6 protein-coding genes are annotated in these 16,756 nt (G+C 62.7%); 1 reads left to right on the forward strand and 5 read right to left on the reverse strand.

Features of this window, described 5'->3' with window-relative positions; translation table 11 throughout:
- Nucleotides 1–80: 80 nt before the first annotated feature.
- Nucleotides 81–3,554 (reverse strand): pyruvate carboxylase, encoded by a 3,474-nt coding sequence (gene pyc / locus M0654_RS15565; protein WP_248683889.1) that lies wholly within the window; start codon nt 3,552–3,554, stop codon nt 81–83.
- 102 nt (nt 3,555–3,656) lie between these two features.
- Nucleotides 3,657–4,397 carry a LuxR family transcriptional regulator gene (locus tag M0654_RS15570; RefSeq protein ID WP_248683890.1) on the reverse strand — a complete coding sequence of 247 codons (741 nt, stop codon included), beginning with the start codon at nt 4,395–4,397 and terminating at the stop codon, nt 3,657–3,659.
- A gap of 297 nt (nt 4,398–4,694) precedes the next feature.
- Between M0654_RS15570 and M0654_RS15575 the strand changes: the two genes are divergently transcribed.
- Nucleotides 4,695–6,467 (forward strand): glucan ABC transporter ATP-binding protein/ permease, encoded by a 1,773-nt coding sequence (locus M0654_RS15575; RefSeq protein ID WP_118850980.1) that lies wholly within the window; start codon nt 4,695–4,697, stop codon nt 6,465–6,467.
- A 94-nt stretch (nt 6,468–6,561) separates the two neighbouring features.
- Here M0654_RS15575 and M0654_RS15580 read toward each other — a convergent pair whose 3' ends face one another.
- The 3 genes from M0654_RS15580 to M0654_RS15590 all read right to left on the reverse strand — a co-directional run bounded on the left by M0654_RS15580 (nt 6,562) and on the right by M0654_RS15590 (nt 16,710).
- Nucleotides 6,562–15,057 carry a GH36-type glycosyl hydrolase domain-containing protein gene (locus M0654_RS15580; RefSeq protein WP_248683891.1) on the reverse strand — a complete coding sequence of 2,832 codons (8,496 nt, stop codon included), beginning with the start codon at nt 15,055–15,057 and terminating at the stop codon, nt 6,562–6,564.
- Nucleotides 15,058–15,418: 361 nt separating this feature from the next.
- Nucleotides 15,419–15,559, reverse strand: a complete 141-nt coding sequence (locus tag M0654_RS15585) for a hypothetical protein (protein ID WP_248683892.1) — start codon at nt 15,557–15,559, stop codon at nt 15,419–15,421.
- Nucleotides 15,560–15,735: 176 nt separating this feature from the next.
- Entirely contained in the window at nt 15,736–16,710 is a 975-nt protein-coding gene (locus M0654_RS15590; protein WP_248683893.1) for a threonine ammonia-lyase, read from the reverse strand.
- Between the last annotated feature and the right edge of the window lie 46 nt (nt 16,711–16,756).

Consider the following 16,756-nt stretch of genomic DNA (forward strand, 5'->3'; position numbering starts at 1 on the left):
CCGCGCTCTCACGATTTATGTCAGCAGCACAATAAGATGGGGCGCCGGCAGGCGGCGCCCCAAGAGATGACGTCAGACAATTACTCCACAAAGACGATCAGCAGGTCCTTGGCGTCGATCTGGTCGCCTGCCTTCACGGTCACTTCGGCAACCGTTCCGTCCTTTTCGGCATGCAGCGCGGTTTCCATCTTCATCGCCTCGATGGAAAGAAGCACGTCGCCTGCCTTGACCGCCTGGTTGGGCGATACGAAGACGCGAGAGATGACGCCCGGCATCGGTGCGCCAAGATGCGCGCTGTTGCCGGCTTCCGCCTTGCGACGCACTGCCGAGCCGGAAGCACCGTGGGCGCGATCCGGAACCTTGATGCGCCGCGGCTGGCCGTTGAGCTCGAAGAAGACGGTGACCATGCCCTGCGAGTCCGGCTGGCTCATCGCCTGGTTGACGATCACCAGCGTCTTGCCGTGTTCGATATCGGCAAACAGCTCCTCGCCATCCTTCATTCCGTAGAAATAGGCATGCGTCGGTAGCACCGAGACGGGGCCATAGGTGTCGGAGGCGAGCGCAAAGTCGGTGAAGACCTTCGGATACATCAGGTAGGAGGCAAATTCGAAGTCGCTCACCTGACGTTCCAGCTTGTCTTCGATCGTCTTGCGTTCGGCATCGAGATCGGCAGGCGCAAGAAGCGAGCCAGGCACTGCCGTATAGGGCTCCTCGCCCTTCAGCGCCTTCTTCTGCAGCACCGGCGGCCAACCACCCGGAGGCTGGCCAAGATCGCCCTTCAGCATCGAAACGACAGAATCCGGGAAGGCGATATCCTTGGCCGGGTTTTCGACGTCGGCCACCGTCAGGTCCTGCGAGACCATCATCAGCGCCATGTCGCCCACCACCTTGGAGGATGGCGTGACCTTCACGATGTCGCCGAACATCTGGTTCACGTCCGCATAGGTCTGGGCGACCTTGTGCCACTTGGTCTCCAGCCCCAGCGAACGCGCCTGTTCCTTGAGGTTGGTGAACTGGCCGCCCGGCATTTCGTGGAGATAGACTTCCGAGGCAGGGCCCTTCAGGTCGCTTTCAAAAGCGGCATACTGGTTGCGCACCGCTTCCCAATAGAAGGAGATCTTGCGGATCCATTCCGGATCAAGGCCACCGTTGGCATTGGGATCACGATCCGACCCGGCCAGCGCCTCGACGATCGAGCCGAGGCACGGCTGCGACGTGCCGCCGGAAAGCGCATCCATAGCCGCATCCACGACATCAACACCCGCCTCGACCGCCGCCAGCACGGTTGCCGCGGCGATGCCGGACGTATCATGCGTGTGGAAGTGGATCGGCAGGGAGGTTGCCTCGCGCAGTGCCTTGAACAGCACGCGCGCCGCGGCCGGCTTCAGCAGCCCGGCCATGTCCTTCAGCGCAATGATATGCGCGCCAGCCTTTTCCAGTTCCTCGGCAAGGCTCACGTAGTATTTGAGGTCGTATTTCGGACGCGCCGAATTGCCGAGATCGCCCGTGTAGCAGATGGCCGCTTCGCAGAGCTTGTTCTCTTCGTTCACCGCATCCATCGAGACGCGCATGTTGTCGACCCAGTTGAGGCAGTCGAACACACGGAAGAGATCGATGCCGCCCGCCGCCGCCTGGCGCACGAAGTACTTCACCACGTTGTCGGGATAGTTCTTGTAGCCGACGCCGTTTGCGCCGCGCAGCAGCATCTGCAGCAGAAGGTTCGGCGCATCTTCGCGGATCAGGTGGAGACGTTCCCATGGATCTTCGGTCAGGAAGCGCATGGAGACGTCGAAGGTCGCTCCACCCCAGCACTCGAGCGAAAAGAGGTCCGGCAGCGCCCGGGCATAAACACCGGCGATGCGCGCGATGTCATAGGTGCGCATGCGCGTCGCGAGCAGCGATTGGTGGCCGTCGCGCATCGTGGTGTCGGTCAGCAGCACGCGCTTTTCGTTGCGCATCCACTCGGCGAAACCCTTCGGCCCCAACTGGTCGAGGCGCTGCTTTGTGCCATCCGGCACGGGGCCGTTGATGTAAGGCAGCACCGGCTTTGCCGCCTGTTCGGACGGCACCGGCCGGCCCTTCGTTTCCGGGTGGCCGTTGACGGTGACGTCCGCCAGATAGGTCAGGAGCTTCGTCGCGCGGTCCTGGCGCTTCACCTGCTCGAACAGTTCCGGCGTCGAGTCGATGAAGCGGGTCGTGTAGGAATTGTCGCAGAAGTTCGGATGCCCGATGATGGCTTCCAGGAATGTCAGGTTGGTGGCCACCCCGCGGATACGGAATTCGCGCAAAGCGCGATCCATGCGGGCGATCGCCTCAAGTGGCTGCGGCGCCCAGGCGGTTACCTTGACGAGCAGCGGGTCGTAATAACGGGTAATCACGGCGCCCGAATAGGACGTGCCGCCGTCGAGACGGATGCCGAAGCCGGAGGCCGAACGATAGGCCGTGATGCGCCCGTAATCGGGAATGAAGTTGTGCTCGGGATCTTCGGTGGTGATGCGGCACTGCAGCGCGTGGCCGTTGAGACGGATATCCTCCTGGCGCGGCACGCCGCATTCCGGCGTGCCGATCGCCGCGCCTTCGAGGATGTGGATCTGCGCCTTGACGATGTCGATGCCGGTCACGACCTCCGTCACCGTGTGCTCGACCTGGATGCGCGGGTTCACTTCGATGAAGTAGAACTTGCCGGTATCGGCATCCATCAGATACTCGACCGTACCGGCGCCGACATAGTTGGTCGCGCCCGCGATCTTCAGCGAATAGGCCGCAAGCTCCTGCCGCTGCGCTTCGCTGAGGTAAGGTGCCGGCGCGCGCTCCACGACCTTCTGGTTGCGGCGCTGGATCGAGCAATCACGTTCAAAGAGATGCACGACATTGCCGTGGGTGTCGCCAAGGATCTGGCTTTCCACGTGGCGCGCCCGCTCCACGAGCTTTTCAAGGTAAACCTCGTCCTTGCCGAAGGCCGCCATCGCCTCGCGCTTGGCTTCCGTCACTTCCTTGGCAAGGTCGGCTTCGGAACGGATGACGCGCATGCCGCGTCCGCCACCCCCCCAGGAGGCCTTCAGCATCACCGGGTAGCCGATCTCGGCCGCCATGCGCCTGACCTCTGCCATGTCGTCCGGAAGCGGTTCGGTGGCCGGAACCACCGGTACGCCAACGGAGATCGCCAGGTTGCGTGCCGCGACCTTGTTACCGAGCTGGCGCATGGTCTGCGCCGTCGGCCCAATGAAGGTGATGCCGGCCTCGTTGCAGGCCTCGACGAATTCAGGGCTTTCCGAAAGCAGGCCGTAACCCGGATGGATCGCGTCGGCGCCAGACAGCTTGGCGACGCGGATGACTTCGGGGATCGACAGGTAGCTCTCGATCGGACCCAGGTCCTTTTCCAGATGCGGCCCGCGGCCCACCTGGTAGCTTTCATCTGCCTTGAAACGGTGCAGCGAGAGCTTGTCTTCCTCCGCCCAGATCGCCACCGTCTTGATGCCAAGTTCATTGGCAGCCCGGAACACACGGATCGCGATTTCGGAACGATTCGCTACAAGTAGCTTTGTGATCGGCAAAATAGACCTCCCAGGCGCCATCAAAAATGCTGCACTGCAGAAAATCAGTAAGCCGCGGTTTTAGCAAGGTCATTTTGCGCCGCGAACGGCCGCGGGGACAGCTTAAGTGGTAAGCCCCAGTCGGAAGGCGGATGCCACGACGTGCTGGCGGTTCTTGGCCTTCAGCTTTTCCTGCAAGCCGTTGATGTACCAGTCCACCGTATGGCTGGAAATTTCCAGGGCCTTGGCAATTTCGTTTGACGTCAGGCCATCGGCCAGCAGCACGATCACTTCCATTTCGCGCCGCGTCAGCCGTGTCTCGAGCTGGGGCACAGCCTCCAGCTCCTCGCTTCTTTCCCGCAATTCGAGGAAACGCCAGAACACTTTTCGTGCCGCCGCGTCGAAGAGCGCCACTTCCGCCGGCGAAAGATCCACCACCTTGCCGCAGATCGTCACGTGGCCCAGGAGCCCGTTGCGGCCCTGCACCGGAAACGTATAGCCATCGAGCAGCCCGTTGCGGGCGGCATCCTGCATCATCCGCTGCATGCGGGCGCGGTTCGGGTCGGTCTTCAGCTTCAGCACCGCATCACGCCAGCGGAAAGGCCGCTGCGCGATCCCGAGCATCCGCACGGTCGGGTCGACGATCGGGTACCGGCGCGAGGCGTAGTTCTCTTCCCAGTCCTCCGGCCAGTGCGCGGCAAGCACGTCATGTCCGCTGTTCTGGTGCTGCCGGGAATGCAAACGGATACTGTAGTACTCGAAGCCGTAGGGCTTGAGCACGCTTTCGAGCTGAGCAATCAATTCAGCTTCGGTCTTGGTCTCTTCGACGAGGACCAAGAACTGGACGATCAGCTGAATACTCAAGTTGCCCCCTCTAATAACCTTTTCAAATCAATGGTCATCGTTCTGAAAAATGCCTTGGCGCACAATCGTGCCAGCATAGTTATCAATGTTTGAAGGCGTATCCCAAAATCTAGCTACACCGGGGCTGCAAACTACAAACCTTGCCGTTTTGATCCATCACATATGCCACGCTTGCCGAGCGGCAAGCGTTTCTGGCAGAAGAGAATTGCTGCTGTCGCGGAAATGCCTTTTCCGATTTATAGAGGTAGCCAAGACGAGGCCGCGCAAGGCGGCTACACATCAACGAGGTTGCGCCACTTGACGCTCTTTCAGGTTTACGCACGCGCTCTCAGATACCTGGCGAAGAACAAATGGCGCGTCACCGCCGTTGTCATCGCCAACGTCGTGCTTGCCGTCATCACCATTGCAGAACCGATCCTCTTCGGCCGCATCATCGATGCCATCTCGTCCGGCGGCGACGTCACGACCTGGCTTGCGGCCTGGGCCGGCTTCGGCGTCTTCAACACCATCGCCTATGTTCTCGTGGCGCGGGAAGCGGACCGCCTGGCGCATGGACGGCGCGCCTCGCTGCTGACGGAAGCTTTTGGCCGCATCATCTCCATGCCGCTCTCCTGGCACCACCAGCGCGGCACGTCGAACGCGCTGCACACGCTGCTGCGCGCCGCCGAAAGCCTGTTCGGCCTCTGGCTCGAGTTCATGCGCACGCATCTTGCCACCGCCGTGGCACTCGTGCTGCTCGTCCCGACCGCCATCTCCATGGACTGGCGCCTCAGTATCGTGCTGCTCGTCTTGAGCGTGCTTTACTGGATCATCGGCGCGACCGTCATGAACCGCACCAAGGAAGGGCAGGCCTCGGTCGAGAACCACTACCACACGGTCTTCTCGCATGTGAGCGACGCGATCAGCAACGTCTCGGTACTGCACAGCTACAACCGCATCGAGGCTGAAACGCGGGCGCTGAAAGACTACACGAAGAACCTGCTCGCCGCGCAATATCCGGTGCTCGACTGGTGGGCGCTGGCCGGCGCGCTGAACCGCACCGCCTCCACCGTTTCCATGGGCGTGATCCTGGTGATCGGCACCTACCTCGTGCAGAAGGGCGAGTTGCGGGTCGGTGATGTCGTCGCCTTCATCGGTTTTGCCAATCTGCTGATCGGCCGTCTCGACCTGCTGCGCCAGTTCGCCACCCAGATTTTCGAGGCACGCGCCAAGCTCGAGGATTTCTTCAAGCTTGAAGACTCCGTCGAGGAGCGGGCCGAACCGGCCAATGCACGTGAACTTGCCAACGTCCGTGGCGAGGTTGAATTCCGAGACGTTACCTTCGGCTTCACCAACACCAAGCAGGGCGTCCACAACGTCTCGTTCACTGCCAATGCCGGGGAAACGGTGGCGATCGTCGGCCCGACGGGCGCGGGCAAGACAACGCTGATCAACCTGCTGCAACGGGTCTACGATCCGCAGGAAGGCCAGATCCTCATCGATGGCGTCGACATCAAGACGGTGACCCGCAAGTCGCTGCGCAACTCCATCGCCACGGTCTTCCAGGACGCCGGCCTGTTGAACCGCTCCATCAGTGAGAACATTCGCCTTGGCCGCGAGGGTGCAACCGAAGAGGAAATCCTCAAGGCCGCCGAAGCCGCCGCCGCAACGGACTTCATCGAAAGTCGCCTCAGCGGCTACGACACCACCGTCGGCGAACGCGGCAACAGGCTCTCCGGCGGCGAGCGCCAGCGCATTGCCATTGCCCGGGCGATCCTCAAGAACGCGCCTATCCTCGTGCTCGACGAAGCCACCAGCGCGCTCGACGTCGAGACCGAGGCGCGCGTCAAGGCGGCGATCGACCGGCTGCGCGAGAACCGCACGACCTTCATCATCGCCCATCGCCTCTCGACGGTGCGGGACGCCAACAAGGTGATCTTCCTCGACAACGGCCGCATCATCGAGTCCGGAAGCTACGATGAACTGAGCCAGCTCGGCGGCCGGTTCGCCTCCCTGCTACGCACCAGCGGACTGCTGGACGACGAAGACGATCATGCGGAGAAGCCTGCGGAGCTTGGCCATCCGGCATAAGCGCTGCTGGTTTGGGTCCAGGGAACGAAAAACCCGCCGCCATGGATCATGGCGGCGGGTTTTCTTGTTTCTTTAACCTGCAATGGCAGTCGGTTCAGCCTGCGGTCGGTTCAGGCAGTCGTTGCACGGGTGCTGACAGCGCGAATTCTCCGCTGCCATCCGCCACCTCACCATCCACAGTCACCGTGTCGCCGTCGACCACGATCGTGTGGACCTGGCCCTCGATCGTCACCTCTGCCTTGAACCCGTTCCAGCCACTCGGCAGGCAGGGATCGACGCGCAGCCTGTCGCCTTGTCGGCGGATGCCGAGGATGCCCTCGATCGCGGCACGGTAGAGCCAGCCTGCCGAACCCGTATACCAGGTCCAGCCACCCCGGCTCGTATAGGCTCCGTGGCCATAGACGTCGGCCGCCACGACATAAGGTTCGACACGGTACGTTTCGGCCGCCTCGCGATCGAGCGCGTGGTTGATCGGATTGAGGATCTGGAAGCACTTCCAGGCGTCGTCACCGCGTTTGAGCCCGGCAAGGGCCAGCACCACCCAGATGGCTGCATGCGTGTACTGACCGCCGTTTTCACGCACGCCCGGCGGATAAGCCTTGATGTAGCCCGGATCCTTGCGGGTGTCCTGGAACGGTGGCGTGAAGAGCCGGATGATGCCGGCCTCCTCATCCACGAGTTGGTCCAGAACGGCGTCCATGGCCGTGGTCTTGCGTTCGTCATCGCCAAAGCCCGAGAGCACGCTCCAAGACTGGCCAAGCGAGTCGATGCGGCATTCGTCGCTGGTGATTGAACCGAGCGGCGCGCCATCGTCGAAGTAACCGCGGCGGTAATAGCCGCCGTCCCAGCCGGCTGTTTCGAGCGCCTGTTTCAGGGCTTCGATATGCTTCCTCCACCGCTGCACGCGCCCGTCATCCCCACGCGCTTCGGCATAGCGAATGAAATCGCGCAAGGCAGCAGCAAGGAACCAGCCGAGCCAGACGCTCATGCCTCGGCCGCCGGCACCGACGCGGTTCATGCCGTCGTTCCAGTCGCCGCCGAGTATCAGCGGCAGGCCCTTTTCGCCGGTCCGCGCCACCGCAAGATCAAGCGCCCGCGCTGCGTGTTCGTAAAGGCTTGCAGTCTCGTCCGTGACGGTCGGCTCGTAGAAGGCGTCGTGCTTGTTCTTCTCGACCGCCGGGCCGTCGAGGAAGGGGATCTCCTCGTCGAGCAGCGTCGCGTCGCCCGTCACCGAGATATACTGGTGGACGGCATACGCCAGCCACACGACGTCGTCGGAGATGGTGGTGCGCACGCCCGCGCCATTGCCAGGCAGCCACCAGTGCTGCACGTCGCCTTCCCGGAACTGCCGTCCGGCCGCATTGACGATCTGGCGTCGCGCCAGCGACGGCTCGTGCAGCAGGAAGGCAAGCGTATCCTGCAACTGATCGCGGAAGCCGAAGGCCCCGGACGCCTGGTAGAAGGCGGTACGCGCCATGATCCGGCAGGCGAGAGCCTGGTAAGGCAGCCAGTGGTTGACGAGATTGTCGAGCGCCTTGTCCGGCGTCGAGATCTTCACCCGTCCGGTAAATCCGGTCCAGAAGTCGCGCGTCTCCTGGAAGATCTGCGCAAAATCGCCGTCGCGAAGCTCGGCCACCAAGGCCTGGGCCTCTTCGCGCGTTTCCGCGTCGCCGAGGTAGAAGGTCACCGTCTTCTCTTCGCCCGGCGCGACCTCCAGGTCATAGGCAAGCGCGGCACAGGGATCGCCGTCGAGGTCGAGCGCGCCGGTGAGTGCCGAGGCAGCCATCACCGCTGCCGGCATCTGGATGGAGCCGAAGCGGCCAATGAATTCCCGCCGGCTGACGGTGTAGCCGGTCGGCTGCTCCTTCATCGCCAGGAAGGCGATGCGCCGGTAGTCGATGCTGTAGGCGTTGGTGGCAAACAGCGCCCCGGTGTCCTCGTCGCGGCTCGACAGGATGAACGGCAGCGAGCGGGCCGGGTTGGCGCCCAGCATCCATTCCGCGTAACCATAGATCCGCAGGCGCCGCACCTCGGAGCCGCTGTTGCGCAGCACGAGATGCGAAAGCTTGGCGGCCCGGTTGCGGTCGACGGTCTGCGTCAGCCGGATCTTGAGGCCCTCATCCTCGCTGGAGAAGACCGAATAACCTAGACCGTGACGTGCCTCGAACTTCAGCTCTGGCTTGCGCGACAGGGCGGCAAATGGCGTCATCACCGCGCCGCTCTCCCGGTCGGCAATGTAGAAGCCTTCGCCCGGACGGTTGAGCACCAGGTCGTTCGTCCATGGCGTCAGCTGGTAGTCGCGCGAGTTCTTTGCCCAGGTGAAGCCCGCCCCTTCCGCCGAAACATGGAAGCCGAACTTGTCGTTGGCGATGACGTTGATCCACGGATGCGGCGTCGACTGGCCGCCGTGCAGGCGCACCACATATTCGCTGCCATCCTTGGAGAAGCCGCCGTAACCGTTCCAAAAGTCGAGATCCTCGGGCGCATCGATCGGCGGTGCCTTGAAGATCTCGCCGTTGAGCAGCGGACGGCGGTCGATCTCGACCTCCTGGTCCTTCTGCGGCGCGAAGATGCTCGCGGTGCGGCTCAACTGGTCGCTGATGCGTCCGTTGCGCGCGTGAAGCACGACGCGCGACGCCGCGATCAGGCCTTCGGAGGCCGCCTCGTCGGTCAGGTCACGCCGCAGCGTGAAGACATGCTGGCGCTGGCCTTCGGAACTGCTCAGCCGCCGCGCACTCTTCGACAGCGACTCGATCTCGTGCTGCATGTCCTGCGCATAGGATGCTGCCCGTTCGTTGAAGATCACCAGATCCGTCACGACGCCACGCGAGCGCAGGTATTCCTGCGCGCTCAACGCTTCCTTGGCGACATTCATGTCCGCATCGTCGTTGATGCGTAGCGTGAAGATCGGGTGGTCGCCCGAAACGCCGGATGGCCACAGGCCCGATTGCGGCCGCATGCCCGCCTGCAGCGTTGCCTGGTCGGCCCGAAGCTGCATGTCGGGGTAGATGAGGTAGCGCGCCAGGTGCTGGAAGGCTGCCGCATCCTGCGACGAGACGCCGAGGTGGCGCATCTGCACCTGCGTCCGCGTCCAGGCCTGCGTCAGCTCCGTCTGGAAGGCATCAGGGTGACGGTAACGTTCCACCGCCTGGTCGAGGTCCTCGCGGTTCGGCGCAGCAATCGTCCAGAAGATCACGCTCACCTTCTTGCCCGCCGGCACCCGCACGACACGGCGCAAGGACAGGATCGGGTCGAGCGTGAAGCCATCGGTGTTCGACAGGTTCGCACCTGGATCAAACGCTGCCGCCTCGGCGAGCGTGCGCCCGCGGCCAATGAAGTTGCGCCGGTCTGTCTCGAATTCGGTCGGGCGCGCCGCCCCGGCATTGTCGGCTGCCAGGTGTGCGATCAGCATGTCCGGATCGCTCGGGCTGCGCTTGTTGCGCCAGGCACGGATCACGTCCCCGCGGCGGCCGATCTCGGTGCGGATGAACATGCGCTGGAAAACCGGATGCGCGTTGTCGTCATCCTCATGGGCCAGCACCGGCTCCATGTAGGAGGTCACCTCGATGAAGCGGTCCTCGCTGCCCATGTTGAGCAGCGTCAGGCGACGGCCTTCCGCATCATGCTCGGTGGCAACAATGCATTCCACCGTGCTCGTCAGGTCGCCGATCGTCTTCTGGAACTCAGCGCGATCGTCGCTGAAGATCGTCTTGGTCTTCTCGCCTTCGATGCGGCGTGGTTCGGCGGTTGCCGACCACCACTCGCCAGTGGTCGTGTCACGCAGGAACAGGAACTGGCCAAAGCGGTCTTCGGTCGGATCCGGCTTCCAGCGCGCCACGCTCATGCCGTTCCAGCGCGAGTAGCCCGTGCCGGTCGCCGTCAGCATGAGGGAGTAATGGCCGTTCGACAGCAGGACGAGCTCGCGGTCCTTCGTCGCCGGGTTGTTGATCGTGCGGATTTCCGGCCGCAACAGTTCGCCCTGGCCCTTGCCCGGCGTTTCCTCGTGCTTGGCGCTCATCACCGGAATGTCGCGCGGCGCCTTCTCCTGCAACAGCAGTTCGGCCGCCTCGATCACCGGATCGGCATGGAAGAGTTCACGCAGCAGGCCGTTCATCACCACGTTGGCGACGGCGGCAATCGACATGCCATGGTGGTGGGCATAATAGTTGTAGACCACCGCGCAACGCTTGCCTTCCGGCAGGCGGGTCGGGGTGAAATCAACAGCATCGTGGAACCCGAACTGCCCAAGCGCCCCGAGCTCGCGCAGTTCGCCGAGGTTTTCCAGCGCCGAAACCGGATCATACTGGCTGGCAAGGATCGAGGCATAGGGCGCGATGACGGCGTTCTGGCCAAGGCCGCGCTTCAGGCCCAGCGTCGGCACACCGAAGTTGGTGTACTGGTAGTTCATCTGGTGGTCGAGCGCGTTGAAGGCGGCTTCCGAAATGCCCCATGGCGTGCCGAGGCGGCGGCCGTGGTTCATCTGCTCGCGCACGATCAGGTTGTTGGTCTGGTTGAGGATGCCGCCCTGCCGCTCCTGCATCACGAGCGGCGGCATCAGGTATTCGAACATCGAACCCGACCAGGAGACCAACGCACCGCGGGTACCGATCGGCACCACCTGGCGGCCGAGCTTGTACCAGTGCTCGGTCGGCAGGTCGCCCTTGGCGATGCCGAACAGGCTGGTGAGACGTGCCTCCGAGGCCAAGAGGTCGTAGCAGGCCTCGTCCACCTCGTTGGTTTCCACCCGGTAGCCGATCGACAGAAGCCGGCGGTCCTTGCGGAACAGGAAGCTGAAATCCATCGCGAAGGCGAGCTGGCGGGTGCGGTCGCGCAGCGCGCTCAAGCGTTCGCGCAGGGCTTCGATATTGCCGTTGTCGAAGACGCTGTCGGCGATATGCGCCTCGCAGCTTGCGACCAGCGATGCCGACCAGCGGGTGACATCCTCGCTCTGCGGCGAGCGAACCTCGTGCTCGAGGTTGACGGCGAGCTTCTGGATATCGCGTGCCAGCACCGCAAGGTTGATGATGCGGATCGACGCAAACTCGTGCTCGCGCTTGACGGACGCCAGAGCGTTGCCGAAGCCGATGATGCGCTCTTCCAGCCGGCGGCGCAGTGGCCGAACCGTCTTGCGGTCGTCGGGCAGCGCCTTCAGGCTTTCCGCCAGGATACCGGCCACGTCGCCGATGCCGTCGAGATTGCCCTGCAGGTGTGCCGAGGGCGCTTCCGCCCAAATCCGCAGCGCCGACGAGATCGCAATCAGGTGGCCCGCGAAGTTGCCGCTGTCGACGGATGACACATAGCGCGGCATCATCGGCTTCAGCGTGTCGGTTTCGTACCAGTTGTACATGTGGCCGCGCAGCTTCTCGGCCCGCTCCACGGTCGCGATCGTCTGCTCGATGCGTTCAAGCGTTTCGGTAAAGCTGATCCAGCCGAAGTGGCGCGCCGAGACGATCGACAGCAGGTAGACGCCAATATTTGTCGGAGACGTGCGCTTGGCGACCGATGGGTTTGGCCGCTCCTGGTAGTTGTCCGGCGGCAGGTAGTTCTGCTCCGCGGTAACAAAAGTCTCGAAATAGCGCCAGGTGCGCCGGGCGATCTTGCGCAGCTCGACGGCTGCTGGCTCGGGCACGAACAGGCGGTCTTCGGTCTCGGCAGACTGGCTCACATACCAGGCGACCAGCGGCGAGAAGATCCACATCACCGCAAACGGAAGGCCTACGAGGAAGGCGTTGTCGCCGGGAATGGCCGACAGGATGACGCTCAGCACCGCGATCGTCGGTGCGTGCCACATCGAGCGGTAGTAGTCCTTCGGGCTCCCTTGCGCGTTCGACTGGATCGACGCGGCGGTGCGCCATTCCAGCATCAGCTTGCGGCTGAAGAAAAGCCGGTAGAGCGAGCGCGCAATGGCGTCCGTCATGATGCAGGCGGAGTCGGCGATGAAGACGATTCGCAGCGCCACCTGGGCGTTGGCCGAACGAATGTCGGACCAGACGGAATAGAAATGGGCACGCGGCACGATATCGGCGGAGCCGGGCAGCAGGCCGGTAATCAGGCTGATGGTCGGCGCAACGAACAGCGAGAAGATCAGCAGGATCTGCCAGATCAGCGCGCTCAGCGGGTCCATGAAATACCAGCCGAGCACGGAGGCGAAGAACCAGGCGATCGGTGTCAGCGACCGACGCAGGTTGTCGAACATCTTCCAGCGGCCAAGCGCGGTGACACCGCGCTTCGGATCCATGATGAAGGGAAGAAGCTGCCAGTCGCCGCGCGCCCAGCGATGCTGGCGCGACACTTCCACCTCGTAGCGGGTCGGGAAGTCTTCAACCAGTTCCACGTCGGTGATGAGTGCGCATCGCGCAAACGAGCCTTCGAGCAGGTCATGCGACAGGATGGCGTTTTCTTCGATGCGGCCCTTCAGCGAGGCTTCGAAGGCATCGACATGATAAAGCCCCTTGCCGGTAAAGCTGCCTTCGCCAGTCAGGTCCTGGTACACGTCGGAAACGGTGAAGACATAAGGGTCGAGGCCGCGTCCCACCGAGAAGACGCGCTGGAAGACCGAGGCTTCCTTGCCCGTCGTCAGCGACGGTGTAACACGCGGCTGCATCAGGCCGTAGCCGTGCACCACGCGGTTGGTGTCCGGATCGAGGATCGGCTGGTTGATCGGGTGGTGCATCTTGCCGACGAGCTTGGTCGCGGCATCGCGCATCAGGCGCGTATCGGCATCGAGCGGCATGACATACTGGACACCTGCCGGAACCATGTTGGCGCCCGGAAGATAGGTCGTGTCCTGGTCGCCGCGCAGCAGAAGGTTCAGCTCATGCAGCTTGCCGCGCTTGCGCTCCCAGCCCATCCACACCCCTTCATTCGGGTTGAACAGACGGCGGCGATGCAGGAGGTAGAAGCGGGTACGCCCGTCTTCGTTATATTTCGCATTGAGCGCCGCGATCTCGCGCTTGGCGTAGTCAAGGATCTCGATGTCCGCATCGGTTTCCTCGACCTTGCTGTCGCGCCAGTCGCTCAACAGCGCGAAATAGATCTCGCCATGCGGGTTGGAGAGGAAATGCACCTCGAGGTTGCGCACCAGCTCATCGACCGTGTCGCGATTGGTGATCAGGCATGGCACCGCCACCAGTGTGCGGGCTTCTTCCGGAATGCCTTCCTTGAATTCGTAGCCAACCAGGCGCGCCGGCCGCACCAGATAGGTCACCAGCGTGTTGAAGAGCCCGGTTGCGCCTTCCGATGCCGGCAGCGAGAACATCAGGAGGAAGAAGAAGACGATCGGCAGCGGGATTTCCGCCTGCACCAGGAACCAGGCGGCAGCCGCCATGGCAAGCAGGGTGATCAGGATTACCGGCCCCGCAATTGCCAGCCAGTTCAGCTTGCGGACGACGCGCACGAAGCGTTGCACGAAGCGAGGCTTGTAACCGACGGCTGCTTCAAGCTCTCGGCGACGGCGCCCGACGATAAAGGCACCGATATTCGTCTCGCGCGGATCCGAATCCGGCATGGACGCAGCTTTTTCCGAAAGCGCGATCGCCGCTTCGGCCACCTCGATCTCGCTGCTGTGCGAGCGCCGCGCCAGTTGCTCGATGCGGTTGCGGTAGGCGTTCCTCGAGCCGAAGTCGAGCGCCTGGTAGTCGGTCCGCTCACGGAAGATCTTGTCGATCTGCGAGACTTCCTCGAACCAAACCGTCCATTCCGTATCGTTGATCTCGCGCAGGCTCTTGACGATGTTGCCCATCGTCACGTTGCCGGAAGACAGTCGGCTCTGCTCGGCCTGCATCACCTCGTCAACGGTCGTGCCGGCGGCCGCAAGCCGCCCCTCGAGCCAAGCGATGGCGAAGGCCGAGGTCTGCGACGCATTGCGCAGGCGATAGAGAAATTGAGCGGCAAAGGTGTGGTCGGTGGTGAGCCCCTCAATACTCTTCAGCAGGCTGGCGCTCTGCTCCTCGTTGTTGAGGCGGATGATCTCGTCGGCCGCCTCGTTCGCCCGGCGGCGCATGTTGCGCGAGCGGTCGACGCGGGTCGCGATCCGGCGCAGGTTTTCGATCAGCACGAAACGGATGAACGACGGCAGCGCCCAGAGCTCGCCGATCTCCAGCGGCTCCTGGGACTGGTAGGCCTCGACCATGGCGGCAAGGCTTTCGCTGGAAAGGCTGCTGTGGGTATGGGCCACATAAAGCCAGGCAAGCGCCAGCGCCCGCGGCATTTCGATATTGCCGACCGTCGTGGTGCGCAGCTGCCGGAAGAACTTCGGCGGGAAGTCACGACGTACTTCCTGGATTGCTTCTTCGATGATGTAGTAATTGTCGAGCAACCACTCGGCCGCGGGCGTAATCGTTGCGCCCGCATCCACGTCGACGGCCGTTGCGCGGTAAACGCGCAGGATCTCTTTTTCGTTTTCCTTGTGCCGCTTGAGGAAGTCGAAATCCGTCAGCCCTGGTAGGCTTGATGTTCCCTGCCGACCAAGGCTTTCGCCGCATTCACGCAATTCTTCGGTATTGAAATAGGTCGCGCGGATCGAGTCGTTATGATCGATCTGCTTGGCTTCTGGTTCGCGCAGGGAAGCTGACGTGCTTTCAAATGACATGGATACGGCTTCTTATTGAAAACTAAGAGTTTAGTCGGGTTCGACTTACTAGGCCTGCCGGATGAGCGCTAGCCATCATTTGCGCTATGATGAGTACCGCTCGAGGCAATCCGAATGAGAGGAAATAGAGAGCGGTCCGAATATGGCAAATGCCTCTCCACCAACGATTCCGTGTAGGTCACGGATTCATGCATCACATGCCACTAGTGAGCCTGGGCTGAATGGAAGCTGAACGGGTTCATGCCGCTGATGGCATTGATTTTTTAGACAATTCGCAAGTAACTCAGGCCGCGCGCAAACAAAAACGCCTCCTAGGTTGCGGAACCTGAGAGGCGTTTGAGGTCCTGGGAGGACTGAACGATTACGGGAAGAGCCCGAGGGTCACTGCGCCGACAAAGGCGAAGGCGGCAGCGACAAGCGTCGTATTGAGTGCCCATTGCAGCTTGTGGCTTTGGGCGGTGCGAACTGGGAAGGGCCGTGTCTGATGCTCGAGATGCTGCATGGATGTCTCCCGGGTTCTAGCGCGTGCCCCACTTGGGAGCACGGCTGACTCTACCTTATCTAGATCAACCCGATAGAGATAATGTTCTTCTTCTACAGGCGTTCCGTAGAAAATCCTTTTTTCTTAACGGCCCCTCGCGCGAGTTAACGGTTTATTATGCCCCGCCCCTCAAGCGATCAGATCGGGTGCCGGTCGAGGGCCTGCTTGAAGAGGTCGGCATCGACATTTCCGCCCGAGCAGATGGCGATCACCGTGTCGCCAAGCTGGTCGCCGTGGAAGAGTGCCGCTGCAAGTCCCACAGCGCCACCGGGCTCAACGACGATCTTCAGGCGGTTGAAGGCAAGCGCCATCGCATGCAGCACCTCGTCTTCGCTTACAACGAGCCCCGGTCCGCAAAGCTTGGACAGGATCGGGAAGGTGACATCACCCGGCTGCGGCGCCAGGATCGCGTCGCAGATCGAGCCTGAAAGGGCCGCGTTGCGTTCGATCTTGCCGGACGCGAGCGAACGCGTCACGTCATCGAAGCCTTCCGGCTCGCAGGGCCGCACCACGAAGCCGGGTGCGCGTGCCTGAAGCGCAAGCGCCACGCCCGACAACAGCCCGCCGCCGCTGACCGGCACCAGCACCTCGCCCTTGTCGAGCCCAACTTCCTTTGCCTGCGCGGCGATCTCCAGCCCGGACGTTGCCTGCCCGGCGATCACCAGCGGCTCGTCGAACGGCTTGATCAGCGTCAGGCCACGCTCGCGCGACAGCGTCGCGCCGATCTCGTCGCGGTTCTCCGTCTGCCGGTCATAAAGAACCACTTCGGCGCCATAGGCGCGGGTATTCTCGATCTTGATCCTTGGCGCGTCGGACGGCATCACGATGACGCTGGCGATCCCATGCAGTTTCGCCGCAAACGCCACCCCTTGCGCATGATTGCCCGAAGAAAAGGCGATGACGCCGCGCTCACGCACCTCCGGCGACAGCGCCGAGATCGCCGACCACGCGCCACGGAACTTGAAGGATCCCGTATGCTGCAGGCATTCCGGCTTCACGAAAACCCGGCGTCCGGCAATCTCATCAAGGAAAGGCGAGGACAGCAGCGGCGTCACGCGAACATGTCCATCCAGGCGCGCCTGCGCCGCTTCGATCATGGCAATATCGGTCATTGGGGTTCCGTCTCGGGATCAGGTGGATGATCGAGACCCTAGCGGC

Origin of the sequence: Neorhizobium turbinariae, from assembly GCF_023223505.1 — a bacterium.
In the GTDB taxonomy this organism is placed as follows: domain Bacteria; phylum Pseudomonadota; class Alphaproteobacteria; order Rhizobiales; family Rhizobiaceae; genus Neorhizobium; species Neorhizobium turbinariae.

Excerpts from the sequence above, each read along its gene's own strand:
- M0654_RS15580 (WP_248683891.1), bottom strand. The coding sequence starts at position 15,057 with ATGTCATTTGAAAGCACGTCAGCTTCCCTGCGCGAACCAGAAGCCAAG.
- M0654_RS15585 (WP_248683892.1), bottom strand. The coding sequence starts at position 15,559 with ATGCAGCATCTCGAGCATCAGACACGGCCCTTCCCAGTTCGCACCGCC.
- M0654_RS15590 (WP_248683893.1), bottom strand. The coding sequence starts at position 16,710 with ATGACCGATATTGCCATGATCGAAGCGGCGCAGGCGCGCCTGGATGGA.